This is a genomic window from Chryseobacterium jejuense (assembly GCF_900100075.1).
Lineage (GTDB): Bacteria > Bacteroidota > Bacteroidia > Flavobacteriales > Weeksellaceae > Chryseobacterium > Chryseobacterium jejuense.
Genome location: NZ_FNEG01000003.1, coordinates 273,951 through 299,805 on the forward strand (window position 1 = coordinate 273,951; position 25,855 = coordinate 299,805).

The window sequence follows — 25,855 nt, forward strand, 5'->3', positions numbered from 1 at the left end:
AGTGCTTTTTAATACTTTAATCTTTATTGGATCATTTCTTTTGATATCATTTCTTAGCCTTTATATCTTCATTTCAAATCTTGACTTTTCAAGATAATATCTAACTTTAAAATAATCATTCTATGCATTTTGATTGGATCTATCTTATTATTTTTCTGTTTTTTCTCTGTGTAATTTGGGTTTTTGGAGGAATCTCCTATTTGATGATGCGTTTTTGCAACCGATGGACAATGAATCACAAGTACCAAAAATTGCTTAATATTTTGATATTTATCGGTTCATTTATTTTAATTTCCTTTATCTGTATTTTTATTTTAATTACAAATGTTTCTTTTCAACGATAGAAGATCTTTTTTTCCTAAGAAAGTAATAAGCTATCAAAAGATTAATAATAAGGGCCAGCCACACATTCATGCCATAAAAAAGCTCATAATCATGATGTTTTTCATTATAAAACAGATTCTTTATGATTCTGAAGGTGATGGCAGTGGTGGTCACCGCATAGCTTAAAATCATATAGTTTTTGTGCTGGATAATATTTCCTTTTTTAATATAAAGTACAGCCGCTACGGTAAAATAAGCCCATAGGATATCTTGAATCAGAAATCCTGTAATTCCTATCAACCCACCATTTGAAAACAATCCTAATACGAAACATGCCGGAACATTGATAATAAGAATATTATAAACATAAACCCGTCCGATAATTTTATGTAACCTTCTGTTTTCTCTAAGGAATTGAGGTGAAAATTGAGTTAAACCGGCCAAAAGACAAAGCGTTATTGAAAAAATGTGGATGTAAAAGGATGTCATCCAATACGGATTATTGACTACCTGTTGTTTAAAGGCAAGAAATCCCACCGTTTTATCAAGAGAAATATATTGGGAAATTGTTTTCAGCATCAGCATACTGAAAATAAAGACTGAAAACACTACGATTACTTTAGCAATCCTTATTCCCAATGATTTTGTCATGAACTTTATGGATTAGTCTTTTAATACCTCTCTGATCTGGTTTTCCATATCTTCAAGATCATCGAACTTTCTCAGAGTTAAAGATTTTCCGTTTTTCTTAAGCTCTTCAATAATTTCAAGAACTAATTCTAAGGGTTCTGCTTCATAACCGAATAAATTGCTGTCAAAATCTGCTCCTACAATTAAACCATCACTGTTCATTCCCAGGCACCAGTTCTCCAAAAACTCATTTAAAGGAATAGGAGAGGACTCATAGCGGTTCCATTCTTTGCTGACACATGATTTTGCTCTAGCCGCATCCGCCCAGAAACAAATGATTTGTACAGGTTCACCATCTTCATATTCCAAATCGTTGGAGTAGGAAGTAGCGTATCCTTTATCATCTTTTAAGCCATATACCGTTTCTGTTTCACTTACTTTTCTGATGAAATCTTTATATCGGTTCTTTAGGGTAATTTGGTCCTGGAGCATATTTTTAAATTATGAATTGAAACTATTTTTTTATCAATCTTGGTTAAGAATTATTACTGGTATTCATATGTACAATTTCGGGATTTTCACCATCGAGATTTCGTTTTGACCTTCCATATAATCCTATTTCCAGATCATTGGGTAATTCATTGTCAAGTTCTGATGGATGTACATAAGTATACATGCCATATCCATGTCCGGAAACAAGCCAGCCTTCGGTAGAATTTAAAGTCTCCTGCAGGACCGCCTGCAAACACAGGTCCAAATTCTTCCATCAGTTTGATGGCTTCATCCTGAACATTTTCTACAACAGAAATATCATCAAAAATAATATAAGTATCATTTTTAAAAAGAACCCAGTCCTGAAATTTAGGGTTGATAGCAAGCTTTACATGCTCAAGAATTGATAAGTTATTCATAGTTTAAATGTAGTTATTATAAAATCAAATTTCTATTGAAAATCTGTAAGAGTTATAGCATATTGCGTTTTAGATCGTATATAATATTACAAAATTCCCTTAATCCTCAAATGCTGTACCAGCATAATGGTCTTTGCATCCTTAATTTCTCCCGTATGAAGCATGGTAAGCGCTTCATCAAAAGATAATTCTAATACTTCAATATGTTCACCTTCCTCTTCAAGGCCGCCGCCATCATTAATCTTCATCTCATTAGAATATTCAGCAATGAAAAAGTGAAGAATCTCTGTTACAGAACCGGGAGACATATACGCTTCAAATACTTTTTCAACCTTGGAGATTTTATATCCTGTTTCTTCCTCAGTTTCTCTTTTGATGCAATCTTCAGGGTTATCATTATCTAAAAGTCCGGCACAGGCTTCAATAAGCATTCCGGAAGCATTCCCATTAATATAAGTGGGCAATCTGAACTGTCTCGTCAGAATAACCGTATTGGAAGTTTTGTTATAAAGTAAAATAACGGCACCGTTTCCACGGTCATAAGCTTCTCTGCTTTGGGTTTCTGTAGTTCCATCTTTTTTGCGGACTGCAAAGGTCACTTTGTTTAAAGTATACCAGTTGTTAGATAAAATATCAGTTTTTAAAATAGTAATATCAGGATTTTGCATAAGGAATGTCTTCTATGTTATAATAAATGATAAGGCCTTTTTCTCTTGCAATTCTTACGTCCTCATCGGCTCCTTTTGAAGCCCCTTCAATGCGGAGGATAGCATCACATTTTTCAAGAATACGATGAGCGGCCGGGTATTGTATTTCTTCCCAAACCTCATCTCCGATTTGTTTACAGCCCGCCAGCTTCATCAATGGGAGTGCCACCCATTCTCCGATAATGGGAATATGTCCCTTTCTGAAAATAGGCAGAGCTGCGGCTTCAAGGTTGTCAAGGTTTTGCTGAATCAGTTCAGCATCGTCATTGGTTCCACTACGGTAAGGACCTGCAATAAGTATGAGCATAATTTTTTTGAGTAAAATAACAGAACTTATCAAAGAAAAAAAATAATGTAGTTTAAGAGCAGCTATTTTTTTGCTTATTTGTTTTAATAATGCTTAAAAATTCAGGAGTAATACCGAGATATGAAGCAATCTGTTTTTGGGTAACACGTTCTGCTGCCAGTGGGTATTTCTTAAGAAAATTATAATACCGTTCTTCTGCTGGAAGTGATAAATTTTCAATAGTCCGGAGTTGTTCCCTGATATAGGCATTTTGCATCATAATTCTGAAAAACCTTTCAAATTTCGGAACTTTGCAGTAAAGCTTATCTAAATTGTCTTTAGAAAGTTGCAGAATTAGGCTTTCTTCGAGAGCTTCAATATTGAGCATAGCAGGCTTTTCATTAATAAAGCAATACATATCTGTAATCCACCAGTCAGAAACACCAAACATAATGGTTGATTCCTTTCCCGATGCATCCCTATAAAAGGCTCTTAGAATACCAGATAAAACAAAATTGATATCCTTACAGGGTTGTTGATGCTGTATAATCAGTTCTTTTTTCTGAACCTTTTTTTCTTTCAATAGAGACAAGAAATAAGAAGTTTCTTCGTCGCTGAGAGAAATATGTCTGGATATATTTTTTAGAATTAAATGCTCTTTCATACAGAATTAACTATCTTTTTTTAGCAAACTATTCAAAGCCTGATGCAAATCAGGAAATTTAAATTGAAAACCCGCATTCTGAATTTTCTGTGAGGAAGCTCTTGAACCTTCTAAGATCGCGTTGGCTAGTTCTCCAAATAATAGTTTTAAAACAAAAGCGGGAACATTGGGCATAAAAAGTGGTTTTTTCAGGACCTCAGCAATCTTTTGAGTTAAATCTGAATTGGTAGCATGCTGAGGGGAAACAGCATTGTAAGCACCATGAAAATTGGCGTTTTTTAAAGCGAACTCATAAATAGAACAGATATCTTCAACATGAATCCAAGGCATGTACTGTTTACCACTCCCCAAAGCAGAACCAATACCATATTGTATCGGGGGAAGCATTTTTTTTAATGCTCCTTCTTTTTCAGAAAGAACAACAGCAGTACGGATTTTAACAATTCTGTCTGCAAGATTCTGTTCTTTAAAATGATCGGCAGCTCTTTCCCATAAGACCACAACTTCGCTGAGAAAATCATGTCCCGGCGGATCGTTTTCTAAATATATTTTTTCTGTAGTCAGAGTTCCGTAAAAATTAATTCCGGAAGCAGATATAAAAGATTTTAGTTTAATCTCTTTTTTCCCTAAAGTATTTCGTAATAATGTGGCAGAATCCACCCTGCTGGCAATCAATTCTTTTTTTCTTTCTGCTGTCCAGCGCTTTTCTGAAATATTAGCTCCTGCAAGATGAATGATGTGGGAAACATTTTCCAAAGCCGATTCATCAATGATTCCTTTTTTAAGATCCCATTCATATTCATTCGGTTGTCTTTTTTTCCGGGTAAGAAACCTTACCTCAAATTCATTTCCAATTTTTTTTGCAAGTTCCTTTGCAATCAGACCGTTTGCTCCGGTAATCAAAACAACTTCTTTCATATTAATCTATTTTGTGGTGGTGCGATAAAACTATGCTTAATTTTTAACAATCAAAACAAAGTCTTCTTCTAAAAGTTTATAGCCGTAATCATAAATAAACTTGTACTCAGAACCGTTTTTATAAACTTTTATATTGGTGAAATAATCAAAATCAAAGCCCAGGCTTTCTAATTTGGATTTGGCAACCTTTGTTTTCCCATCAATATTTACTTCCGTAAGAATTCTGTAATTCTTGCGGAGTTTATTATTGATATTTCGCATAAGATTGGTAGAATCTTTGTTCTGCTTATTGTTGTAGGCATTTCGGCAGGCATCATTGCAGAATTTTTTATCAGACCTTCCGATGATTTTTTCGCCACATTCCAGGCAATTCATAATTTTTACTTTTTCATTTTCTGTGCATGCCCATGGGCGTGTTTTTTTCTTAAGAGTCTCATCAACCTGCTGTGAGAAGGATAGCTTCTGTTGGGCGTTATATTATTAAAAAACAAGGCCACAAGCAACAGGATAATACACCCCGAAAGAACCGGAGAGATAACATACCAATATTCTAATTCCGGAATTTTTCCGGTAGAACTTACCGCAATAAGAGCTGTAGCTCCGCCTGGTGGATGCAGAGTTTTGGTATACTGCATCAAAACTATGGAAAAAGCCACAGCCAATGGGGCAGAAAGCCATATAATATCCGGAACAATCTTAAAAACCGTAACACCAACCAATGCAGAGAGAACATGGCCACCTACTAAATTTCTAGGCTGAGCCAACGGGCTTTGGATAGCTCCGTAAATAAGAACACTTGAGGCACCAAAAGAACCGATCAGGAATATATTCTCAGTCTCTGCTAAAGAATGAGACTGAATAAAAGCAATCAGTCCAATTCCGAAAAAAGCCCCTAAAAAGGACCAAAAATGCTCCTTGTAATCAACCAGAGTTTCTTTATAGATCACATATTTTGAGACTCTGAACGTTCTTTTTATGGTCTTCTTCATATACTTGTCTTCTTTGCTTTTTATAATTGATTTTCTGCAAAATGCATAGGTTCTTTTCGAAGTAAGAACAAAGATACAGAATTATCCGTTTGTAAATGGATAGGATTTGAATGTAATAATGGTCTTTTCTTTAAAAAGAAGTTAAAGGGTTAATATAAATTATTAAATTCACATATTGATGAAATATTTTAATCTGACATAAAACTATTACTATGAAAAAACAACTCATTAAACCGGAATCTACTTTCAAAATGTATGAAATATTAGGTGGCTTGTGGCTCACCGGATGTGTAAAAACAGCTGCTGAACTTAATATTGCAGATCTTTTGGCGGCTGGTCCTAAGGCTATTTCTTTGCTGGCTGAAAAAACTCAATCCCATGAAGCACAATTGTATCGGATCATGAGAGCATTAAGCAGTGCAGGAATTTTCGAAGAGTCAGAGAGTAAGACTTTTGCCCTTAATGATCTGGGTGCCGCATTACAAACCAATGTTCCCGGAACTGCAAAAAATTTTATACTCACTATTATGAGCGAGCATTTTCCTGCATATGGAGACCTTACCTATGCTGTTCACACAGGAAAAATCCCATTTGATCATATTCATGGAAAATCCCTTTGGGAATTTTATAAAGAATATCCTGAAATAGGAGAAAATTTCGGAAAAGGTATGACTGGAATGTCCGGGATGGAACTGAAAGGTATTATAGAAAACTATGATTTCACACCCTATAAGAAAATGGTAGATATAGGTGGAGGTAATGGGGTTATGATTCATACAATTTTGGATAATACACCCAACAGTGCCGGAATTATTTTTGATGAAGCGAATGTGATTGAAAAAACGGTTCAGATGATACCCGATCGTCTAAAAGAAAGGTGTTCTGTTGCTATTGGAAGTTTTTTTGACAAGATTCCAGAGGGAGCAGATCTCTATATGATGAAATGGATCATTCATGACTGGAGTGATGATGAATGTGTACAAATTCTGAAAAACTGTTATCATGCGATGCCCAAAGGAGCGAAGTTACTCATAATAGATGCTGTGATTCCCGATGATTCTTACAATCAGCCTCATATGGCCAAGCTGTTGGATATTGTTATGATGTCTTGTCTTACAGGAAGAGAAAGATCTTTACAAGAATTTAAAATAATTATAGAAAAAGCAGACCTACAATTTAATCGGCTCATTCATATTGGTACAGAAGCAAAAAGCATTGTTGAATGTGAAAAAGCATAACCTTAAAAAATTTCTTAATTGAATAGCAAAAGCAGGAATCCATTTTGGGCTCCTGCTTTTTTAAGGCTAAAATTTAAATATTATCCTAAAACCAATTCCTCACTATAAACAAGACCTTCATAACAAGCATTATAAATAGCCTTTAATTCATCTAAAGAAGGAACTCTCGGATTGAAACCGGTACAAGGATCTGCCAATGCATTGGCTGTGATATAATCAATGTTTTTATCCCAATCCTCTCTTGAAATCCCAAATTCTTTGATCGCTGACTGATTATTAACTTCAGAACGTAAGGTCTCGATTGCCTGAGCAAGATCTTCAGCCGTTTCTTTACCAATTACTCTTGCTAAATCAGGGTAACGTTCTGTAGCCTGTGCATTGTAACGGATAACATTCGGAAGGAAAATGGCATTGGAAGCTCCGTGAGGAATCCCATACAATGCTCCAACCTGGTGAGATAATGAGTGAACAATTCCCAACCATGCATTATTGAATGCTAAACCTGCCATAAAAGAAGCATCGTGCATATTCTGACGTGCTGTAATATTGGTTGGGTTTTCTACTGCTTCCTTTAAGTTATTGAAAACAATCTCAAGCCCACCTTTTGAAAGCGCATCAGCAATATTATTGTCAATATTGGAAACAAAAGCCTCTACACAGTGTGTTAATGCATCAAGACCTGTATTTGAAGTCACATGCGCAGGCATCGATGCACAGATTTCTCCATCTATAATAGCAATATCAGGTGTTAATTCATAAGAAACAATTGGATATTTTACCCCTTTTTCTCTGTCTGTAATGACAGCAAGACCTGTAGTTTCAGTTCCTGTACCGCTTGTAGAAGGAATAGCGATAAACTTTGCTTTATTTCTTAAAACCGGAACCGTGAAAGGTTTAATCATCGCATCAAAATCAGCATCAGGATATTCATAAAATACCCACATAATTTTGGCTGCATCAATAGCAGAACAACCTCCTAATCCAATAATCCAATCTGGCTCAAATGCTTTGATCATTTCAGCTCCTTTCATACATGTTGCTGATGATGGATCTTCCTCTACACCTTCAAAAATCTGAGTTTCGATTCCAGCTTCTGTAAGATATGCAATGGCTTTGTCTAGAGTTCCGCTTTTTCTCATAGAACTCCCACCTGTTACAATTACGGCTTTTTTACCTTTAATATTTGCTAATTCTGAAAGACTTCCGGCACCATGGAATACCTCTCCTGCAATAAATAATTTGCTCATTTTTTTGTTTGATTTTAATGAGACAAAATTAGATAAGCCTAAACGGACGATGTTATACAAACAGGATTATGTGTTATACATTTGCGCCAATTCTTGCTGAAGAGCAGTAGGAGTTTCCTTCAATTTTGATTTTACAAACTTGTTGAGTGCAGAAGGAGAATTAAAACCAAGATCAAATGCAATTTCTTTATGAGAAAGGTCTGAAAACATCAATTGTCGTTTAATCTCTATTAAAATCCGGTTGTGAATGGCCTGAATAGCCGTTTCTCCACAATGCTTCTTGGTAACTGAATTTAATTTTTTTGCTGTAATGGCCAATTCATCAGCATAATATTGAACTGTTCTGTATTGTTTATAATGTTCATTCAGTAATTTCTTGAAACGAACATAAATAGGTTTGTCTGCGGTTTCTTTATGCAATATCGGATGCAATCCGTGAACAGATTCTATTAAGCCTAACAGAAAAATTTTGATCTGAAACCTTGCCTGTTCCTTTTTGATAAGACTTGGCTGTTGATAAATCCCCTGAATGATGGAAATTAAATATAAGCTCTGTTGAAACTCTTCAGGAGACAGAACCGTACAGTGAAGCTGTGTGGAAAGATTGACATTATAAGTACTAAGTTCATTCTTCAGAATATCCGAACAAAACAGTATTTCTTCAAACAGAATGATTTTTCCTTTCAGATCGCTGCTTGTATCAGAAATAAAATGAACCTGGTCCGGAAATACTACAGAGATTTTTCCGGGTTTCAAAAAATGAATTTTATCTTCAATATGGAGTTGTAAGGTTCCACTTTCTATGACAATAATAAAAAAATGATCCTTTTTGTGAGGCTTCCCATAGTCTTTCAAATAGTCATTGGTTAAATTAAAAACCCGAAAAGAAAGATTTTTATCTTCCTCTTTCTGAATATTCTTTTTAATTTCTAACGTCCTCATATATTCATTTCTTTATATTCAAAAATCATTAAAGTTCCTTCTTAGTAAGAAACAGGAGACAAAATTAATTTAAATCTCAATAAAATGGCCACTAATGCATGAATAAAAAGAATTCGTGCATTAGTGGCTAATTACTTTATATCCTTCCATTTTTCAAATTGAAACATTATTTTTTACTATTTAAAGCAAGTGTTCCTAAATACTTTTAATTATCATTATCCGATAACAAACGACTACAAACGAATTTAAATAGTTTATAACCGACTGAGCTTTGGTGAGATCTACAACTTTGCAACAGAGATTTGAGAAAACAGTGAACGTCTCTTATCTGAAATATTAATCATTAAAATCTAAAAGTTATGTCACTAAGAAACAAAGTAACATTAATTGGTTACACAGGTAAAGAAGTTGAAATGGTAAACTTCGAAAACGGAAATGTAAAAGCGAGTGTATCTTTAGCTACAAGCGATCATTACACAAACGCTAAAGGCGAAAAGGTAGAAGAGACGCAATGGCACAATCTGATTGCTTTCGGGAAAGTTGCAGAAATTATGGAAAAGTATGTTCCTAAAGGAAAAGAAATTGCCATTGAAGGTAAGCTTATGTACAGATCTTATGATGATAAGGATGGCGTAAAGCGTTACATTACGGAAATTAGAGTAGACGAGATCCTGTTGTTGGGAGGTAAATAATTCTAAAAACTCAAATGATGAAAGTAAAAGTTTTTAAGATCAGGCTTCCGGAAGAATTACTCTACAGAGATCAGAAAATGCTGGATGATTTCCTGGAAAGAAACGAGATTATAAAAGTGGAGACTGCTTTTGTAAATGATGAATGTTATTGGTCTGTGATCTTGTATTTTGAAGAACTTAAATTAGTCAAAAATACAGTGAAAGAACCAAAGGTTGTTAAATACTCTGCAGATAATGATTTCCTGAATCCCGATGAAGAACAAATTCTCAATGCCCTGAAACTTTGGAGATCGGAGAAAGCGAGAGAACAAAATCTGCCTACTTACTTCATAGCAAGCAACAAAGAGCTGATGTCTGTAGCCAAGTATAAACCTGCCAAAAAAGAAGAACTGCTGGAGATTAAAGGTTTCGGAAAACATAAGATTGAAAATTATGGTGAAGAAATACTGGAAATCCTTGAAAGTGTATGATTTTTCGGAATAAATGATTCTATTAACTTTCCGAGCTGGAGAAGATTGTTTCTCCAGCTTTTTTATACTGTGTAAAATTCCTTGCAATTCCGTACTTTTGTACTTATCAAAATGACATACAATAAATGAAGCCAAGTTTAGCAAAAGGAACGAGAGATTTTACAGCACAGGAAGTGTCCAGAAGAAAATATATCATTAATATTCTACAGAATAATTTTGAGTTATTCGGTTTTCAGCCATTGGAAACACCAAGCTTTGAAAATCTTTCTACTTTAACAGGAAAGTACGGAGAAGAAGGTGATCGCTTGATTTTTAAAATTCTGAATTCAAGCATTAATGAAGCAAAAGATGATAAAAAACATCAAATGCTTAATGACTTTCAGAGAGCATTGGAGAAACCTTTCAGTTCAGAAAGTTTAACTGATAAAGCGCTTCGTTATGACCTTACCGTACCTTTTGCAAGATTTGTAGCAATGAATCATGGGAAGTTAACATTTCCATTCAAGCGTTTCCAGATCCAACCGGTATGGAGAGCAGACAGACCTCAGAAAGGAAGATACAGAGAATTTTATCAGTGTGATGCAGACGTCGTAGGAAGCGAAAGCTTATTGCAGGAAGTGGATCTGGTTCAATTATATCTAAAATCATTTGCTGATCTGAAAGTACCTGTTACCATTCATATGAACAACAGAAAGATCCTTTCCGGATTAGCTGAATATGCAGGAATTACAGATAAACTGATTGATTTTACAGTAGCTTTAGATAAGTTGGATAAAATTGGAAAAGAAGGAGTTGTTAAAGAATTATTAGAAAGAGAAATCTCTCAGGAATCTATTGATAAATTAGACTTTTTATTCAGCCAGTCTGACGATGCCCTGGAAAATCTTCTTCAATTAAAAGAAAAGTTCGCAGGTAATGAGATTGGCCTGCAAGGAGTAGAAGAGTTGGAATTCGTTCTTACACAATCTATGAACCTTGGTGTTGATATGCAGAATCTAGTATTCAATATTACCTTAGCAAGAGGTCTTGATTATTATACCGGAGCCATTTTCGAAGTGAAAGCAGATGAGGTGGCTATGGGCTCTATTGGAGGCGGTGGTAGATATGACAACCTTACAGAAGTGTTTGGGGTGAAAAATATCCCGGGAATCGGTATTTCATTCGGACTAGACAGAATTTACCTGGTCATGGAAGAATTGAATCTTTTCCCTGAAGAGGCTTCTTCTAAAATAGAATATTTGTTTGCTAATTTTGGAGGTGAAGAAACTATAGAGGCTCTGAAATTAATCATGCAACTAAGATCAAAAGGTATTTCAGCAGAATTGTATCCTGAAAATGCAAAAATCAACAAACAATTTACTTATGCTGAGAAAAAAGGAATTAAGCACCTTGTATTCTTAGGCGAAGAGGAAATAAAAAATGGAACGGTTACTTTCAAAGATCTTGAAGCCGGAGAACAAAAGACTGTTTCTTTGGATGAGTTCTTAGGATAAGAGAACAGTAAAGCTAAACCCCATTATGGAAAATTGTATAGGTTGTTTAGTCTCACTAAAAAATGTATCCGGCTTTTTTTCTGCAACAGAAGAGTTGGCAGATAACACTTATCTATGCAATGGCTGCGGCGCAAAAACAAGGGATATTCTTAAAATTATAGATGTTTTTCATACCGGATCATTTCAAAACTATAGTTCTTTTCAAGTTCAGGAACTGTTGGCCAAAGGAATAAGGTTTGAAAAGTTTAGCAACCAATTTGTAGAAAAGTATAATGTTCTTTTATCTCAAAATTCAGCAATTAAGAAATTGTTTAATGTCCTTTGGGATAATGAAAATATTGTACATGCTTCAAATGCAGTCTATAGTAATAATTTTGGTGTTTTAGTTGTAACAGATCGAAGACTTATGTTTATGGGAGCAGATTTAGAGATCAAACTTCCTGAAATAATTGATTATAATGAAATAATTTCGGTAGATCTAGTAGCTGAAATGAGTCATATAAAAGTCACTACTTCCGAAAATATTTTTAATTTTTCAGATGTTCTCAATGAAACTGAAAAGTGTTTAGCTGAAATAGAAAAACAAATAGAACTTGTAAAAGATAAAAAGCTTACCGAAGACCGGGCTTTCCACAATAATAATGAGCCATCGCTTTTTGATATTTTGGAAAGACTTGGTAGCTTCAGGCAGAATGGGGTGATTACTGACACCGAATTTACTGAACAAAAGAAAAAAATACTGGAACAACTTTAAAAGACTAATTTAAAAAAGATGAGTAGTTGCGCCATTTGCGAAAGTATAGTTTCCCTGAACTCCGGAATACTTTTAAATAATGTTGAAATTTGCAGTGATTGTAAATCTAAACTTGATAAGGTATACCGTGGATTCTCTTTAAACAGCAGTCAGTTCAGTGTACATCAAGCCAAAAGATTATTAAAGAAAGAGAGGAATGTTCGTCAGTTTAAAACTGATGTACTCAAAATCAATCCGAGTCTTTCTGATTATTCAGGGTCTGCTTTATGGGATATTTTTGAAACCATTCAGGAAGATAAACTTATTCATATTGTTTTTGGAAAACACCGTCAACGAGGGTATGGAACTTTTGTTTCTACGGATAAAAGATTGATTTTCATTGATGCCGGAACTGATGAGATCATATTTAAAGAAGTTGTTGCTCTTGAAGATATGAGTTCAATTGATTTTTCGCCTTTAACTAATATAATAACAGTCTCTATTTCCTCAAGAGTAATTGAAATTACATTGGATCATCCACAATATGGATTACCCTTTTGTGAAGCTGTACGTCAGTTTATCAATAATTCTAGAAAAATAAATACTACTGAAGTTACCGCAATTCTGGACCTAGTAGAAAGACTTGGTAAATTGAGACAGAGCAATATTCTGACTGAGGAGGAATTTCTACAAGAAAAAGCTAAACTATTTAGTAAAATATAATATTCCCGATTATTTCATTATGCAAAATATAAAGTATCAAATCAAATATATTAATCCGGATCTATTGTTATGGGCATCAGAAGATATAGAACAGCTTTCGGATATTCTGATGGAAGATGAGAAAATGATTCATATTATAGATGGGCTGTTTGATGGAACGGCTGGTCTTCTTTTTTCAACAGATCGCCGTATTATTTTTAAAGGCCTTGGTTTAGACTTTATAGAAGTAATTCCACATGAAAAAATTACGCTGATACAATATGTGGATTCTCAGAAAATTATTGAATTGGCTACCGAAGAACAGAAATATATGTTTGAAAAGAGTGATCCTTATTTTGCAGATCAGTTTTGTAAAACAGTTAAGACATTTCTTAAAGGAGAGGAAATTATAGAGATTTCTAAAGATTCTATTTTTGAACTTTTAGAGAGGCTTGGAAAACTGAAGGAGAGTGGAATTCTTACAAATGAAGAATTTACAGAACAAAAGCAGAAACTTCTGGATAAATTATAAATTCTATAGTAAATAAAAAACGGCTCAGGATACTAAATCTTGAGCCGTTTTTTATTTTAAAGTAGGTTCTTTTAATATCTTGAAAGAGGTTGTGTACTGCACCAGAAAGAGCCACCAAAGCTTCTGCTTATGGAGAAGTCTATGTATTCTACTTTCTGAAGCTCCGGAAACGCATCAGCATGATCTTTTCCTCTGTTTTCAAAGTTTTCCTGTACGGCTTCCTGAGTCAAAAATCTAAGATCTTCTAGGCGGGGTTCTTTGGGATAACCAAATTCCGATGTGCTAATACAACCTTTTTCAGCGGAGCAAATTCATTTTCAACAAAAATCATAGAATTCATTTTTACATGTAACCGATATCAATTATTAAACTGTTCGTTTCATGAAATAGTTTTAAAAACCAAATTTCAATCAGAATAGAAGTGAATTACTAGTTAAGATAGGTTAATTTTAAGAGAAGAGGAAAAAAATACCTGAAAAAAGAGAAGTTTTAAATATTTTTGAGGGTAAATATAGAATCAGAATTTGTAATTTGGGCTCAGAGAATAAAAAACAGACTCAAACTGTTTTAGTCCATATCATTTAAAAATTAAAAACCAGATGAATACTATTTGCGCATTATGCGGAACTCCGCTTACCTCTACGGATATGCTTGTTGGGAAAAATAAACTTGCAGATGGCGGCTACTTGTGTGCTGAATGTTTTAATAAAGCAATTACGATTAATAGAGACCTTGCCAATAATCTACATCAGTTCTATTTTGCTGAAATAACAGGAATGTTCCTTAAAAGTAAAATTGATGCAAGTCAGAATCCGGGAAGTTCTCCTTACTCAGGAGCGAGTAATTATGAATATGATGCACCTACCAGATTAGATGAAATAAAAGATCAGATTGTATCCCTTAAAGCCAGATTAAGTGTTTTGGCCAATGAAGAAGTAAATGAACTGGATAAAGTTCTGGATCAGAATGAAAGATTGATTGCTATTGCAGAATGTATCAATCTTCATAATAAAAGGGAAGGAATTATTTTTTCAACCCAATGGAGAGTAATTTTCATGGATAAAAAATTCCTCGGTGGAATGGTTAAAAATGAATATACCCATAAAGATATTACTTCTCTGGATCAGGTTGAAAATCTTTTATACTCCGTATTAAGAGTCAATACAAGAGGAGGAACTGTTGAGTTTAAACTGCATAATAAAAGTGATGGAAGAACATTCTGTGATACGGTGAACGGACAGATCAGAGAACCGGAAAGACCATCCCATCAGCAAGCCACGCAGCCACAATCATTCTTTCAAAATGTTCCGAGTCCGGCACCTCAAAGTATATCCAGCCAAAGTGCATCTAATACACCGAAAAGTTCCTCGGAAGATATTTTCGAGCAACTGGAAAAACTTGGAAAACTAAGACAGATGGGGGTTTTAAGTGAGGAAGAGTTCTCAATTCAGAAAGCGAAATTATTAGAAAGACTTTAAAAATGTAACAGACTCTGTAGGATTTTAATGATGATTTAAAATAAGTTAGTTAAAAATAGATCATGATTTAGAATCTGGATTGATACAAAACAGAACGGTAGTTGTTATCTTTTCTGATTTAAAAAACTTTTAAACATAAAACTAGAATGAACACAAGTTGTGCTCTTTGTGGAATACCTTTAACCCCTATGGATACCGTTTTGGGAGAAAATAAACTTTCAGATGGTGGAATATTATGCAATAAATGCCTGAATAAGGCAACGGCTGTTAATCAAGATCTGGTGAATGGTCTCATCAATTACAGCTTGACAGAAATAAGGGATTTAGTATGGAGTGAAAGTATTGAGGAAATAGAGGAAGTTGAAGAAGAGTCTATCGTAGAGACTTCAGTTTCCCGAACTACCATAACATTTTCTCATTCGGTTCGGTTTTCCATTGATAATGCCAAACCTAGAAGATCAGAAGAAATTAAAGATCAGATCTTTGATTTAGATGCTAAACTCAGTGCATCTGTGAACAACGAAGTGGATGAACTGGTGAATATTTTAAGTACATATGAAAAGCTTATTGCGATAGCTGATGCAAAGTATGTACATAACAAGATGAACGGCCTTCTGCTAGCAACACAGCATAGAGTGGTTTTTCTTAACAAAGGCTTTTTTGGAAATCTATATCAAAATGAATTTCAATATCAGGATATCAATTCTATTTTACATGACCCGGAAGAAAGTTCGAACCAGCTAAAGATGTTTATCAATGGATCTGAGGCTGATTTCATATTTAAAAATAAAAATAATGCCCAACTATTTTGTGATGCGATAAAAGATTATGCAAACAGTTCCAAAAACCAATTAAAACCAAGCGCAACACATCCGGAACCAAAATCTCCTATATTTAAACCAGAGCCACCACAAAAAGAAGACCCTTCAACAGTTTTTGATAAGCTCGAAAAATTAGGAAGATTGAAAGAAAGCGGAATCTTAACCGATGAAGAATTTGCAGAGCAGAAGAAAAAACTGCTGGATAAATTATAAAAAATAAAAAAATGAGTAATATTTGTTCATTGTGTACTACAGAATTAACCTCTATGGATAAGCTTTTAGGAGAAAATAAGCTTTCAGATGGCGGAGTATTATGCAATAAATGTTTAGATAAAATAAGTTACATCAATCAGGAAGTACTGTATAATCTTAATCAGTTCAATATTGATGATATCCATCGTATCGTTCAGAATAAAGATACAGAACAAAACTCCCTTGCAGTAACAACGCAGGAAAACCTTCCTATGGCTGTAGCTGAAGAACCTCAACATATTTCTAAGGAAGAATTTAAAAGGAGAAAACAAAAGATAATAGCTGAACTGGAAAAACTGAATGCCAACCTTTCCGTATTTACAAAAGGAGAGGTTAAAGAGTTGCCTTCTCTGATTCCCGAAGATGAGAAGATTTTAGGCATTACAGATGCTCAGTTTGTCAATACACTGGCTGCAGGAATACTGGTGGCAACCTCTAAAAGAATGATCTCTGTTTCAAAAGCAATGTTTGGAGCAGCTAAAATTAATGATTATTCTAATGAAATGATCAAGTCGGTAAGTTTTGTAACCAATCCGAGATCTCCAATCATTAAGCTACATCTTGACGAAAGAGTGGTAGAATTTGAATGTTTTATGGATAAAGAAGATGCTGAAAAGTTCTATGATATCATAAGACCTATTTATAATAATCCGGTACAGCAACCTCAGCAACAAACAGATCCTGTAAATACCAATACCAGTACAAATACAACCATAAATTCAACACTCTCACTTGATATTCTTGAACAGCTGGAAAAACTTGGAAAACTGAGAGAAAACGGAATCCTTACAGATGCTGAATTTACGGCGCAAAAAAAGAAACTGCTGGGATAATTAATATAAAACCTTTAACACCAAATCATGAAGGATAAAACGGAAATTGTAAAAAACTGGCTTAGAGGATGGTGCTTATCAAGAGAAGTATCCTTTCCTGTTCAGTATAAATCTGGATTTAATGTATTCGTGGGGGATGAAACACAGAAAGAACGATATGTTTTTCCTGAACTTAACGAAGATTTTTTTCAGCTTGCCCAGTCAATTAATGAACCCTGGGTCCATCTGAAAATAAGTACTTCTCCCGATCAGTTTATAGGAAGTATCCCTGAAAAATGGCAACTACAGGCTCAAGGATATCTGATGACTTGTTTTCACCCCATGATTTTCCCGGAAATCAGTCTGGCAGAAGGGTATCATTTGGAATTTTCAGAATACAATACAACTTTTGTGGTAAGAATTGTAGCAGAAAATGGTGAACAGGCTTCTATTGGTCGTGTTTCTCTGATAGATGATGTTGCCGTTTATGATAGGATTATTACCGAAATAAATCACCAAAGGAAAGGACTGGCCTCTTTTTTATTAAAAGAACTGGAGAAAATCGCCTTATCGAAAGGGTTTGCTAATAATCTTTTGGTAGCTACAGAAGAGGGGAAACTATTATATGAAAATTTAGGCTGGAAAGTGTATGCTTTGCATTCCTCTATTGTCATTCCGGCTTAAGGTGAATGTTTTTATTAAATTGAAAAGAAATAGTAATGTAAGCTCATAAACTATAACAATGGGATCAAGACTTAAAGAAATAAAAGAAGAACTCGAAAAACTGGATATCAATCCAACCATTTTTGCCAGAAAAGAGATTCATGCTCTGCCGGATATTCTTTCGGTAGATGAAAGAATCGCTTATCTTGTGGAAGGCAGAAATAAGACAACACAACACCATATTATCTTAGTGGCTACAGACAGAAGACTGATGTTTGTAGATAAAGAATTTATGTATGGATTAACGGTGGAGGATTATTCTTACACCAAAATAAGCTCAATACAATATGAAACAGCAATGATGCTGGCTTCTATAGATATTCAGGTGTCTGATGATCTGGTTGAGATTGATGGAGTAGGGAAATACGAAGCCAAACTTTTTTGCGAAAAAGTAAGAGACTTCATGTCCCGTCCTGAAGAATACATTAAACATACACCTGAGCCTAGTCATTTAGACCAGCTGGAGCAATTGGGAAGATTAAAAGAGAGCGGGATTTTAAGTGAAGAAGAATTTAATGAACAGAAGAAAAAAATTATAGACAAATTATGATAAAAGAAGTCGTTTTTAGAGCCTTAAACTGGAGGTGGTATTTTACCTCTTTAATTACATTATTTATAGGGATTTTTTGTTGGCTTCTGATCCTTATTTTACCAATTAGTAAGTTTACATGGAACTTTTTCTCGGTTACGCCATTTTTGGTGGCAGGTCTAAGTTTTATATTAGGAATTTCAAGGCTGTTTAAAAAAGATGAGTTTAAAAATGGCCTTTGGCAATGTCTTTTAAGCTTTATTATGTTTACCATCATTGGTGTACTGTTTGCTTTTTACCCGCCTAAAAGTCCTTATAAGCCTTATAATAATGATATTAAAAACCCAAAGAATGCAAAGTTTTCAATGCCTTTGAAGCAGTTTGTAGATGAGAAAGAACTTGTAGAGGTTACCCAGCCTGATATTCTTATTTATGATTACCTGCAGCCGGGATCTTATAAATACGATGTTTTCCTGAATAAAACAGAAAAAGGTAAGGTCTATTTAAAAGTGTATGATTTTAATACCAACAGGATTCTTTCTGAAAAAGAGATTAAAAAAGAATCGATGAGAAAGGTTTTTAATCCCAATGATGAACTGAAAGAATTTTCAAGTGGCAATGATGGTTTTACTGTTATAGAAGGAGATTGGGGAGACTATTATGGAAGCAGGATTGAAGTTTGGTTTCAGCCAGATGATTCCAGTGTACCCGAAAGAAAACTAATAGAAAAAAATTATATTATTCAGGGAAATTAAAGTATTACTATTTTCTGATTGATAAAAACAAAAAGTCATCGCAAACTACTACGATGACTTTTTTCTATATATGAATGTTAAAAAAAACTACTGTCTGTTTTTAGTTTAAAGAATCTTCGGCCTTTGTTTTTGCCTCATCTACTTTAGTTTGAACTTGGGAAGCAACATCGTTGGCTTTAGTCTTAATATCATTTCCCCATTTGTTAAGATTATCTTTTGCTGTATTAAGTTTATCCTTTACGGCTTGTTGATCTTCAGGACTTGAATTCTTATATTTCCAATAAGCCAAAGCACCTAATCCTAGTAAAGCTAATAAACCTTTTGTTTTGTTTCCCATGATTTCTATTTTTAAAAGATATTAATATTAAAATTTGTTATTAGTACATATGTAAAATACGTGCCAAAAAATTAGACAGAATTATAAAATAATGTTAAAATTAAGAAAAGATATCGAAATTTTCACCGTCAAAACTGGCGAAAACCATAGTAGGATAGGAGTCCTGGTGATAAACATTTCCGTCTTTATCAATGGCAATGGCGCCTGCAAATCCGTCAATTGTTTTAAGTTCATCAAAAGTCTTAGTGAAAGCTGTTTCAAGACTCATTCCATCTGTTACGCGGGTTACAATTTTTGTGGCAGTAGCATTGCTTACGATATCTTCTCCCACACCCGTGCAGCTTACTGCACAGAACGCATTGGCATAATTTCCAGCCACTGTGGCAGAATCTGAAATCCTTCCAGGGATCTCAAAGCCTTTTCCGCCTGTAGAAGTGGCAACAGCCAGTTTGCCATCCTTATCGATGGCTACACAGCCTACTGTTCCTTTTCCTCCATTACCAAGCTTGGCTTCATATTCCTTTCTCCTTTGTGGAATTTCTGTTGAGAAATTTTCAAATCCGTGCTCTGTAGCATAGCGTTTTGCTCCTTGTCCACCTAAGACCCGGTCATCTTCTCCAATAAGATTTTTTGCTACAAAAATGGGATTTTTTACATCCTGAATATTGATAACACCACTTAATTTTTGAGTTTCTCCATCCATAATAGCAGCACTCATACGGATCACACCATCACTTTGAATCTGTGAACCTATTCCGGCATTGTACAAAGGATCATCTTCCAATAAAGAAACGGCATAAGCCACCGCATCAAAGGCAGAATGAGTCTGAAGATAATGAAATGCCTTTTCAGCAATTTCTTTTAAAGAGTTTTGTTTTGCTGTTTTTACTTCATGGTTTTGGTCACTTTCTGAGAAAAAGCCTCCGTGAATGATGATTTTCATAGAATAAGAGTTGATGAATAATTTTTACGAAGGTAATTTATAAATAAAAGATAAAAGATAAAAGATAAAAGATAAAAGATAAAAGATAAAAGATAAAAGATAAAAGATAAAAGATAAAAGATAAAAGATAAAAGATAAAAGATCTTGTCGTTAAACAACTATTGCGTTTTTGCATATCCACACGGATACCAATATCAATAGGGTCGGGCTTTAGCCCGGCCGGCCAATAAATAAATTAATCATATTCCATTGGCTTTAGCCCAAACTTATTGTATCGTAAGCTGTGATCAAAGTGGTGAATTCAAAAAACAAAAAACGGAACCGAAGTTCCGTTTGTATAGTTGTGTTTGTTATTCTATTTATCCTGTGGAATAGGATTGAATTGTGAATTCTCAATGGTGAGAGTCTTAGTCGTAAGATCATAATGATCATTCATAGACATCACATGAACCGTTAAATTATCAATAGAAATAGGTTCTCCAAGATTGATATTTGTTAAATTAGTATCCTTAATAAACCTTCCATCTACCAGAATCACAAGTCCTGAGCCTACAGCTGTCATCACATCATTATGAATGAAAAGTCCGGTATCTTCTCCCAATCCGATTCCCAGCGTTCTAGGGTTATTTACCACCGCCTGGAAAAGACGACCGATTCTGCCTCTTTGTACAAAATGCGTATCAATGATAACGTTATCAATTAAACCTAGCCCTTGCGTTGTTTTAATTTCCCCTTTCAATAGAGCTTCAGAACTGCTTCCCTGATAAATCATATTTTCAGAGGCAGCAGCAGCACCGGCAGAAGTTCCGGAGTAAATAAAGTCCTGTTCCTGGTATTTTAATAGAATAGTATCGTGAAATCTTGTTCCCCCCAGAATAGAAGTCAGTCTCAGCTGGTCTCCACCGGTAAACATCATGACGTCTGCAGCATTTGCTCTTGCCACCATTGCATCAGAATTGGCTTCTTCACGGTTATGAATATCAAGAATATTTACGTTTTTTGCCCCTAGGAATTCGAAGGCTTTTTTATATTCTGTACCTACAATCTGAGGAATTTGAGAGGCTGTTGTTACAATTTCAATAACAGAATCTTCCTTATGCTTGGATTCGCTGATGATCTTTCGCAAAATTCCACGTTCAAAAAAGTTAAGATTCTTTTCAATATTCTGATCATAATCGGTTTCTGCAAAGCTTCCTTTGTTTACAGCGCCTCCGATAACAATTAATTTTCCTACAGGTTTACTCATGGTACAAAATTAAAAAATAATTAACATGTTTGGCGAAATTCGTGCCATCTTTAGTTGATTTTTAATGTTTTAGGAATGTTAATTAAATTTATTTTTTTTTTGATAAATCTTCATGCCTGCTATGGTTTTGTTTTGGGTTTTATATTATATTTGATTGTAAAATAAGTTATTGTTAACTGTTAAAATGCCAATAGACTATGAAAATCGAAAAGATTCAGGCACTGCGTGGTCCTAACATCTGGAGTATCAGAAGAAAAAAGCTGATACAGATGAGGTTAGACCTTGAAGAAATGGAGAATTATCCTACCAATAAAATTGATGGATTCAGAGAAAGAATTGAAAAACTGATCCCATCACTGATCACTCACAGGTGTTCAGAAGGAGTGGAAGGAGGCTTTTTCCATAGAGTGGAAACAGGAACCTGGATGGGGCATGTCATTGAGCATATTGCCTTGGAAATACAAACCCTGGCGGGGATGGATGTTGGCTTTGGAAGAACCCGGGAAACGAGAAGTCCGGGAGTGTATAATGTGGTATTCAATTATTTGGAAGAAAATGTAGGGATTTATGCTGCTGAAGAAGCGGTAAAGATCGCAGAAGCTTTAATTGAAGACAAAGAATATAATCTGAATGCCTGTATCCAGAAATTGAAAGAGATCAGAGAGCGGGTTCGTCTGGGACCATCTACCGGAAGTATTGTAGAAGAAGCTGTTTCCAGAAAAATACCATGGATCAGATTAGGAACAAATTCACTGGTACAGCTTGGATATGGGGTAAATCAACAACGTTTTCAGGCTACCATTACCGGAAAAACCAGCTCTATTGCTGTAGATATTGCCTGTAATAAAGAATTAACTAAAAGGATGCTTCACGATGCGGCTATTCCAGTACCTATAGGTGACTTGGTTGTTGATGAAGAGGATTTAGATAAGGTAATTAAAAAAATAGGCTATCCCATTGTTTTAAAACCTTTGGATGGAAATCATGGAAAAGGATCTTCCATTAATGTTAATGATTGGGAAGCAGCTAAAATAGGATTAGAACATGCTCAGAAATATTCAAGAAAAGTAATCGTTGAAAAATATATTACAGGATATGATTTTAGAGTGCTTGTAATTGATAATAAAATGGTTGCTGCAGCAAGAAGAGTTCCAGCTCATATTGTTGGCGATGGTGAACTAAATATTCAGCAGCTTATTGATAAAGAAAATAAAGATCCGCGAAGAGGGTATGGTCATGAGAATGTTCTTACGGAAATTGAAGTGGATAAAGATACTTTGGAACTGCTTGAAAAACTTCAATATACGCTTGGAACTGTTCCGCAAAAGGGAGAAATTGTTTATCTGAAGTCTACAGCCAATCTTTCTACAGGAGGAACGTCTATAGATGTTACGGATATGGTACATCCTGAAAATATTACCATGGCGGAAAGAATCTCCAAAATTATTGGATTAGATGTCTGCGGGATAGATATTATGGCGGAAAATCTTACACAACCATTAAAAGAAAGTGGCGGAGCGATCATTGAGGTTAATGCAGCACCCGGATTCAGAATGCACCTTGCCCCAAGTGAGGGGCTGCCAAGAAATGTTGCGGCTCCGGTTGTAGATATGTTGTATCCACAAGGAAAACCTTTTACCATTCCAATTATTGCAGTAACAGGTACCAACGGAAAGACCACCACCACAAGATTGATTTCCCATATTGTAAAAAGCAATGGCTATAGAGTAGGATTTACCACTTCAGACGGAATTTATATTCAAAATACAATGCTGTCAAAAGGAGATACTACAGGACCGATTTCAGCCGAATTCATTTTAAAGGACCCTACGGTAGAATTTGCTGTTCTTGAAACGGCAAGAGGGGGAATTCTCCGTTCAGGACTAGGATTCTCACAATGTGATATTGGGGTTTTAACCAATATTGAGGAAGATCATTTGGGAATGAATGATATTCACAATTTAAAGGATCTTACCAAAGTAAAACGCGTTGTTTTAGACAGTGTAAAGAAAACCGGCTGGAGCGTTTTGAATGCAGACAATGAATACTCCATGAAAATTGTGAAGGATCTTGACTCTAATGTTGCTATTTTCAGTATGGATGAGAATAATCCTCATATTGTAAAGTTTGCAAAAGAAGGAAGAATTACCTGCGTTTATGAAGAAGGTTTTGTCACCATTAAAAAAGGAGACTGGAAGATCAGAATTGGTAAGGCTAAAGACTTCCCGATTACCATGGAAGGGAAAGCCAGATTTATGATTGAAAATGTGTTAGCTGCTAGTTTGGCAAGTTATCTTCATGGATTTGGAATTGAGGATATTTCCAATTCACTACGAACGTTTATCCCAAGTGCACAGCTTACTCCGGGAAGATTGAATGTCTTTAAGTTTAAAAGCTTTAAAGTATTGATCGATTTTGCTCACAACCCGTCCGGATATGAAGCTATTGAAGATTATCTGAAAAACGTTGAAGCCACAAAGAAAATAGGTATTATTTCCGGTGTTGGAGACAGAAGAGATAATGATATCAGGGAATGTGGAAAAATTGCAGGAAGAATGTTCGATCATATCATCATCCGTAATGAAAAACACCTTCGGGGAAGAACCGAAGAAGAGATCAATGGATTGATTATTGATGGAATGCAGGCCTCAGGAAAAGATGTCAGCTACGAAATTATTCCTAAAGAAATAGAAGCATTAAAACACGCGATGGGAATGGCAGAAGACGGAACATTCATCACTGCTTTAAGTGACGTAATTTCCAATGCTATTGATCTTGTTCAGGAATATCAGGCAAGAGAATTGCTGGAAGACGATAAGAATGGATAAATAACACTTTATAAACTCATTAAAATTGCAATACGAAGTAAATAAAAACGTATTGCAATTTTTTTATACTCTTAGAACAGCAATTAATTTTAGAATATTTTTTTAATAATTGGATATAACATAAATATTTTTAACTTTTTTAAAAATGAAGAAAATAAAAAATTATTAACTTGCCATACGATCGGTTTTTATGAAAAAGGTACTATTTATTTTCTTCCTTTATGCTTCTGTACAGTCTTATTCTCAGAACTATACTCCGGCAAAGCTGGATAGTATTACGAGTATATATAAGAATAAAGGAGAATATGAGAAGGTTTTTCAATACAATATAGCCGCACTCCGATATTATAAAGAACAGGATAACCCTGAAGGTGAGGCTTTAGCCAATATCAATATTGCCAATGCACTTTCTACATTTGATGAGCATCAGAAAAGTCTACACTATCTGGATGAAGCCGGGAAAAAACTAAAATTGGTTAATAATAATGGATTGAATGCCAGATTGTGTAATGAAATTGCTAGAAATTATGCTTTCTTAGGTCTTTACAGTCAGGCCAATATTCAACTGAATAAATCTATAGAATATCTTAAGCATAGCCCTAATACAGAAGAGAACAGGAATTCCTTATTTTTTGTTTACATCTGGAAGTGGTCCAATTTTGAGGATTTAAAACTTCCCGATTCTATTAACGCTATGCGTAAAAAAGGATTAAAAGACTTCCCCAATGAACCTAAGATTTATGTAAGAATTGCAGAGCAGTTTTTGTCGAAAAAGCAACATCTTGATTCTGTAGAATATTACCTGAATAAAGCATCTGTACTGGCTGTAGAAAAAAACAGCTCACTCCACACGTATGGAGCTATTGCAACCAGACGTGGAAACCTGTACACTCTGAAAAAAGATTATCCAAAGGCTCTTGAATATTATCAGGAATCTTTACCCATTTATCTGAAAATAAATCGTGGGGCAGACATTATAGATACTTATAAAAAGATCTATCAAACTTATCTGGCTTTAAATGATATTCCAAAAGCAAATGAATATCTGGCAAAATATACCCAACTCAATGACAGCATTCATTCCGGAGAAAGAAAAGCTGTTGCTTCTGTTGTTAATAATCTTGCCATTGAACAGGAAAAAGAGAGAAAAAATCTTTATATCATGATTGTTGCTTTTGCTGGTATTGCTGTTGGATCTATTGTCACAATATTTATGATTCGTAAACGGAATAAAAGAAGAGATCGGTTGTTTGAAGAACAGAAGAAAATAATCGGAGAAAAAATAATGGAAGCGGACCAGTTGAAAAAGAAAGTAGATACTTCCATTAATGAATTGTCTAAAATGGCTACCTCCAATGATCCTTTTTTCATAAGCAAGTTTAAAGAAATGTATCCGGAATTTCATGAAAAGCTGATTTCTCAATATCCTGAGCTTACCAATCATGATATAAAATTTATTGCTTATTTGAGGCTTAATCTTACCAATAAAGAAATTGGACAATGTGGAAATGTAACAGTAAGAGCTGTGGAAACCAAGAAATACCGACTTAAAAAGAAACTCGAATTACCCTCTGATATGGATTTAGGAACCTGGGTATTAGAATTATGATGTAAATAAAAATGTCTCAGATATTTCTGAGACATTTCATTATT

General features: G+C 34.7%; 30 protein-coding genes. 15 read left to right on the plus strand and 15 right to left on the minus strand.

The genetic code is table 11. The features are described from left to right. Nucleotides 1-318 precede the first annotated feature (318 nt). From BLS98_RS10360 to BLS98_RS10400, 9 genes are all read right to left on the minus strand, one after another. Complete coding sequence (locus tag BLS98_RS10360) at nt 319-975, minus strand: DUF2306 domain-containing protein (RefSeq protein ID WP_089736198.1); 657 nt, start codon at nt 973-975, stop codon at nt 319-321. A 12-nt stretch (nt 976-987) separates the two neighbouring features. Further along, complete coding sequence (locus BLS98_RS10365; protein ID WP_089736200.1) at nt 988-1,446, minus strand: DUF2750 domain-containing protein; 459 nt, start codon at nt 1,444-1,446, stop codon at nt 988-990. Nucleotides 1,447-1,598: 152 nt separating this feature from the next. Then, nucleotides 1,599-1,865 carry a hypothetical protein gene (locus BLS98_RS10370; protein WP_228425179.1) on the minus strand — a complete coding sequence of 89 codons (267 nt, stop codon included), beginning with the start codon at nt 1,863-1,865 and terminating at the stop codon, nt 1,599-1,601. Between the two features lie 86 nt (nt 1,866-1,951). Beyond that, entirely contained in the window at nt 1,952-2,533 is a 582-nt protein-coding gene (nudK, locus tag BLS98_RS10375) for a GDP-mannose pyrophosphatase NudK (RefSeq protein WP_089736202.1), read from the minus strand. Further along, complete coding sequence (locus BLS98_RS10380) at nt 2,520-2,879, minus strand: DUF4406 domain-containing protein (protein ID WP_089736204.1); 360 nt, start codon at nt 2,877-2,879, stop codon at nt 2,520-2,522. The genes nudK and BLS98_RS10380 overlap by 14 nt, the downstream gene beginning before the upstream one ends. A 52-nt stretch (nt 2,880-2,931) precedes the next feature. Then, a complete protein-coding gene (locus tag BLS98_RS10385; protein ID WP_089736206.1) occupies nt 2,932-3,522 on the minus strand; it encodes a Crp/Fnr family transcriptional regulator in 591 nt (196 codons plus the stop codon). Between the two features lie 6 nt (nt 3,523-3,528). Then, complete coding sequence (locus BLS98_RS10390) at nt 3,529-4,440, minus strand: TIGR01777 family oxidoreductase (RefSeq protein WP_089736208.1); 912 nt, start codon at nt 4,438-4,440, stop codon at nt 3,529-3,531. A gap of 36 nt (nt 4,441-4,476) precedes the next feature. After that, nucleotides 4,477-4,815 carry a hypothetical protein gene (locus BLS98_RS10395; protein ID WP_089736211.1) on the minus strand — a complete coding sequence of 113 codons (339 nt, stop codon included), beginning with the start codon at nt 4,813-4,815 and terminating at the stop codon, nt 4,477-4,479. 5 nt (nt 4,816-4,820) lie between these two features. Then, on the minus strand, nt 4,821-5,429 hold the full coding sequence (locus BLS98_RS10400) for an HPP family protein (protein WP_089736212.1): 609 nt from the start codon (nt 5,427-5,429) through the stop codon (nt 4,821-4,823). A gap of 212 nt (nt 5,430-5,641) precedes the next feature. Here BLS98_RS10400 and BLS98_RS10405 point away from each other — a divergent pair, with 212 nt between their 5' ends. Next, nucleotides 5,642-6,667, plus strand: a complete 1,026-nt coding sequence (locus tag BLS98_RS10405) for a methyltransferase (protein ID WP_089736214.1) — start codon at nt 5,642-5,644, stop codon at nt 6,665-6,667. 80 nt (nt 6,668-6,747) lie between these two features. Here the strand turns inward: BLS98_RS10405 and BLS98_RS10410 are convergent, their stop codons facing one another. Both BLS98_RS10410 and BLS98_RS10415 read right to left on the minus strand, forming a co-directional pair. Next, entirely contained in the window at nt 6,748-7,914 is a 1,167-nt protein-coding gene (locus BLS98_RS10410; RefSeq protein ID WP_089736216.1) for an iron-containing alcohol dehydrogenase, read from the minus strand. 66 nt (nt 7,915-7,980) lie between these two features. Then, nucleotides 7,981-8,856 carry an AraC family transcriptional regulator gene (locus BLS98_RS10415; protein WP_089736218.1) on the minus strand — a complete coding sequence of 292 codons (876 nt, stop codon included), beginning with the start codon at nt 8,854-8,856 and terminating at the stop codon, nt 7,981-7,983. 359 nt (nt 8,857-9,215) lie between these two features. Between BLS98_RS10415 and BLS98_RS10420 the strand changes: the two genes are divergently transcribed. From BLS98_RS10420 to BLS98_RS23580, 6 genes are all read left to right on the plus strand, one after another. Continuing rightward, nucleotides 9,216-9,548 carry a single-stranded DNA-binding protein gene (locus BLS98_RS10420; RefSeq protein ID WP_089736220.1) on the plus strand — a complete coding sequence of 111 codons (333 nt, stop codon included), beginning with the start codon at nt 9,216-9,218 and terminating at the stop codon, nt 9,546-9,548. A 14-nt stretch (nt 9,549-9,562) separates the two neighbouring features. Beyond that, nucleotides 9,563-10,018: an HRDC domain-containing protein gene (locus tag BLS98_RS10425; RefSeq protein WP_228425177.1), complete on the plus strand. Its 456-nt coding sequence runs from the start codon at nt 9,563-9,565 to the stop codon at nt 10,016-10,018. Between the two features lie 125 nt (nt 10,019-10,143). Then, a complete protein-coding gene (hisS, locus tag BLS98_RS10430) occupies nt 10,144-11,511 on the plus strand; it encodes a histidine--tRNA ligase (RefSeq protein ID WP_089736224.1) in 1,368 nt (455 codons plus the stop codon). Between the two features lie 25 nt (nt 11,512-11,536). Further along, the gene (locus tag BLS98_RS10435; protein WP_089736227.1) at nt 11,537-12,265 is read left to right on the plus strand and encodes an SHOCT domain-containing protein; all 729 of its coding nucleotides are present in this window, start codon (nt 11,537-11,539) and stop codon (nt 12,263-12,265) included. An 18-nt stretch (nt 12,266-12,283) separates the two neighbouring features. Further along, complete coding sequence (locus BLS98_RS10440; protein ID WP_089736229.1) at nt 12,284-12,967, plus strand: PH domain-containing protein; 684 nt, start codon at nt 12,284-12,286, stop codon at nt 12,965-12,967. A 19-nt stretch (nt 12,968-12,986) separates the two neighbouring features. Beyond that, nucleotides 12,987-13,478: an SHOCT domain-containing protein gene (locus tag BLS98_RS23580; RefSeq protein ID WP_089736230.1), complete on the plus strand. Its 492-nt coding sequence runs from the start codon at nt 12,987-12,989 to the stop codon at nt 13,476-13,478. Between the two features lie 71 nt (nt 13,479-13,549). On the opposite strand, the gene BLS98_RS23295 is transcribed toward BLS98_RS23580, so the two are convergent. Next, nucleotides 13,550-13,708, minus strand: a complete 159-nt coding sequence (locus BLS98_RS23295; RefSeq protein WP_167356200.1) for a hypothetical protein — start codon at nt 13,706-13,708, stop codon at nt 13,550-13,552. A gap of 369 nt (nt 13,709-14,077) precedes the next feature. Here BLS98_RS23295 and BLS98_RS10450 point away from each other — a divergent pair, with 369 nt between their 5' ends. The 6 genes from BLS98_RS10450 (at nt 14,078) to BLS98_RS10480 (ending at nt 18,848) form a co-directional block, all read left to right on the plus strand. Continuing rightward, complete coding sequence (locus tag BLS98_RS10450) at nt 14,078-14,956, plus strand: PH domain-containing protein (RefSeq protein ID WP_089736232.1); 879 nt, start codon at nt 14,078-14,080, stop codon at nt 14,954-14,956. 146 nt (nt 14,957-15,102) lie between these two features. Then, the gene (locus BLS98_RS10455) at nt 15,103-15,990 is read left to right on the plus strand and encodes a PH domain-containing protein (protein WP_089736234.1); all 888 of its coding nucleotides are present in this window, start codon (nt 15,103-15,105) and stop codon (nt 15,988-15,990) included. An 11-nt stretch (nt 15,991-16,001) separates the two neighbouring features. After that, nucleotides 16,002-16,862, plus strand: coding sequence for an SHOCT domain-containing protein (locus BLS98_RS10460; protein WP_089736236.1), 861 nt, complete (start codon nt 16,002-16,004; stop codon nt 16,860-16,862). Between the two features lie 27 nt (nt 16,863-16,889). Next, a complete protein-coding gene (locus BLS98_RS10465; protein ID WP_089736238.1) occupies nt 16,890-17,525 on the plus strand; it encodes a GNAT family N-acetyltransferase in 636 nt (211 codons plus the stop codon). Nucleotides 17,526-17,583: 58 nt separating this feature from the next. Continuing rightward, nucleotides 17,584-18,114, plus strand: a complete 531-nt coding sequence (locus tag BLS98_RS10470) for a PH domain-containing protein (protein ID WP_089736240.1) — start codon at nt 17,584-17,586, stop codon at nt 18,112-18,114. Continuing rightward, the gene (locus tag BLS98_RS10480) at nt 18,111-18,848 is read left to right on the plus strand and encodes a hypothetical protein (RefSeq protein WP_139166101.1); all 738 of its coding nucleotides are present in this window, start codon (nt 18,111-18,113) and stop codon (nt 18,846-18,848) included. Before BLS98_RS10470 ends, BLS98_RS10480 begins: the two co-directional genes overlap by 4 nt. A gap of 100 nt (nt 18,849-18,948) precedes the next feature. Here BLS98_RS10480 and BLS98_RS10485 read toward each other — a convergent pair whose 3' ends face one another. The 3 genes from BLS98_RS10485 to BLS98_RS10495 form a co-directional block, all read right to left on the minus strand. Next, nucleotides 18,949-19,185, minus strand: a complete 237-nt coding sequence (locus BLS98_RS10485; RefSeq protein WP_089736245.1) for a YtxH domain-containing protein — start codon at nt 19,183-19,185, stop codon at nt 18,949-18,951. A 100-nt stretch (nt 19,186-19,285) separates the two neighbouring features. Beyond that, nucleotides 19,286-20,128 (minus strand): isoaspartyl peptidase/L-asparaginase, encoded by an 843-nt coding sequence (locus tag BLS98_RS10490; RefSeq protein WP_089736247.1) that lies wholly within the window; start codon nt 20,126-20,128, stop codon nt 19,286-19,288. Between the two features lie 355 nt (nt 20,129-20,483). Next, nucleotides 20,484-21,374, minus strand: a complete 891-nt coding sequence (locus tag BLS98_RS10495; RefSeq protein WP_089736249.1) for a cyanophycinase — start codon at nt 21,372-21,374, stop codon at nt 20,484-20,486. 197 nt (nt 21,375-21,571) lie between these two features. Between BLS98_RS10495 and cphA the strand changes: the two genes are divergently transcribed. Next, on the plus strand, nt 21,572-24,202 hold the full coding sequence (gene cphA, locus BLS98_RS10500; protein ID WP_089736251.1) for a cyanophycin synthetase: 2,631 nt from the start codon (nt 21,572-21,574) through the stop codon (nt 24,200-24,202). Nucleotides 24,203-24,392: 190 nt separating this feature from the next. Continuing rightward, nucleotides 24,393-25,811 carry a tetratricopeptide repeat protein gene (locus BLS98_RS10505; protein ID WP_089736253.1) on the plus strand — a complete coding sequence of 473 codons (1,419 nt, stop codon included), beginning with the start codon at nt 24,393-24,395 and terminating at the stop codon, nt 25,809-25,811. Nucleotides 25,812-25,855 lie beyond the last annotated feature (44 nt).

Bases quoted from the DNA above. Each gene is read 5' to 3' on its own strand.
- BLS98_RS10360 (WP_089736198.1), bottom strand. From the start codon at position 975: ATGACAAAATCATTGGGAATAAGGATTGCTAAAGTAATCGTAGTGTTT.
- BLS98_RS10420 (WP_089736220.1), top strand. From the start codon at position 9,216: ATGTCACTAAGAAACAAAGTAACATTAATTGGTTACACAGGTAAAGAA.
- BLS98_RS10400 (WP_089736212.1), bottom strand. From the start codon at position 5,429: ATGAAGAAGACCATAAAAAGAACGTTCAGAGTCTCAAAATATGTGATC.
- BLS98_RS10380 (WP_089736204.1), bottom strand. From the start codon at position 2,879: ATGCTCATACTTATTGCAGGTCCTTACCGTAGTGGAACCAATGACGAT.
- BLS98_RS10365 (WP_089736200.1), bottom strand. From the start codon at position 1,446: ATGCTCCAGGACCAAATTACCCTAAAGAACCGATATAAAGATTTCATC.
- BLS98_RS10370 (WP_228425179.1), bottom strand. From the start codon at position 1,865: ATGAATAACTTATCAATTCTTGAGCATGTAAAGCTTGCTATCAACCCT.
- BLS98_RS10435 (WP_089736227.1), top strand. From the start codon at position 11,537: ATGGAAAATTGTATAGGTTGTTTAGTCTCACTAAAAAATGTATCCGGC.
- BLS98_RS10410 (WP_089736216.1), bottom strand. From the start codon at position 7,914: ATGAGCAAATTATTTATTGCAGGAGAGGTATTCCATGGTGCCGGAAGT.
- BLS98_RS10385 (WP_089736206.1), bottom strand. From the start codon at position 3,522: ATGAAAGAGCATTTAATTCTAAAAAATATATCCAGACATATTTCTCTC.
- BLS98_RS10480 (WP_139166101.1), top strand. From the start codon at position 18,111: ATGATAAAAGAAGTCGTTTTTAGAGCCTTAAACTGGAGGTGGTATTTT.
- BLS98_RS10505 (WP_089736253.1), top strand. From the start codon at position 24,393: ATGAAAAAGGTACTATTTATTTTCTTCCTTTATGCTTCTGTACAGTCT.
- BLS98_RS10390 (WP_089736208.1), bottom strand. From the start codon at position 4,440: ATGAAAGAAGTTGTTTTGATTACCGGAGCAAACGGTCTGATTGCAAAG.
- cphA (WP_089736251.1), top strand. From the start codon at position 21,572: ATGAAAATCGAAAAGATTCAGGCACTGCGTGGTCCTAACATCTGGAGT.
- BLS98_RS10460 (WP_089736236.1), top strand. From the start codon at position 16,002: ATGAGTAATATTTGTTCATTGTGTACTACAGAATTAACCTCTATGGAT.
- BLS98_RS10490 (WP_089736247.1), bottom strand. From the start codon at position 20,128: ATGAAAATCATCATTCACGGAGGCTTTTTCTCAGAAAGTGACCAAAAC.
- BLS98_RS10395 (WP_089736211.1), bottom strand. From the start codon at position 4,815: ATGAATTGCCTGGAATGTGGCGAAAAAATCATCGGAAGGTCTGATAAA.
- BLS98_RS10455 (WP_089736234.1), top strand. From the start codon at position 15,103: ATGAACACAAGTTGTGCTCTTTGTGGAATACCTTTAACCCCTATGGAT.
- BLS98_RS10450 (WP_089736232.1), top strand. From the start codon at position 14,078: ATGAATACTATTTGCGCATTATGCGGAACTCCGCTTACCTCTACGGAT.
- BLS98_RS10465 (WP_089736238.1), top strand. From the start codon at position 16,890: ATGAAGGATAAAACGGAAATTGTAAAAAACTGGCTTAGAGGATGGTGC.
- BLS98_RS23580 (WP_089736230.1), top strand. From the start codon at position 12,987: ATGCAAAATATAAAGTATCAAATCAAATATATTAATCCGGATCTATTG.
- hisS (WP_089736224.1), top strand. From the start codon at position 10,144: ATGAAGCCAAGTTTAGCAAAAGGAACGAGAGATTTTACAGCACAGGAA.
- BLS98_RS10440 (WP_089736229.1), top strand. From the start codon at position 12,284: ATGAGTAGTTGCGCCATTTGCGAAAGTATAGTTTCCCTGAACTCCGGA.
- BLS98_RS10415 (WP_089736218.1), bottom strand. From the start codon at position 8,856: ATGAGGACGTTAGAAATTAAAAAGAATATTCAGAAAGAGGAAGATAAA.
- BLS98_RS10405 (WP_089736214.1), top strand. From the start codon at position 5,642: ATGAAAAAACAACTCATTAAACCGGAATCTACTTTCAAAATGTATGAA.
- BLS98_RS10495 (WP_089736249.1), bottom strand. From the start codon at position 21,374: ATGAGTAAACCTGTAGGAAAATTAATTGTTATCGGAGGCGCTGTAAAC.
- BLS98_RS10485 (WP_089736245.1), bottom strand. From the start codon at position 19,185: ATGGGAAACAAAACAAAAGGTTTATTAGCTTTACTAGGATTAGGTGCT.
- BLS98_RS10425 (WP_228425177.1), top strand. From the start codon at position 9,563: ATGATGAAAGTAAAAGTTTTTAAGATCAGGCTTCCGGAAGAATTACTC.
- nudK (WP_089736202.1), bottom strand. From the start codon at position 2,533: ATGCAAAATCCTGATATTACTATTTTAAAAACTGATATTTTATCTAAC.
- BLS98_RS10470 (WP_089736240.1), top strand. From the start codon at position 17,584: ATGGGATCAAGACTTAAAGAAATAAAAGAAGAACTCGAAAAACTGGAT.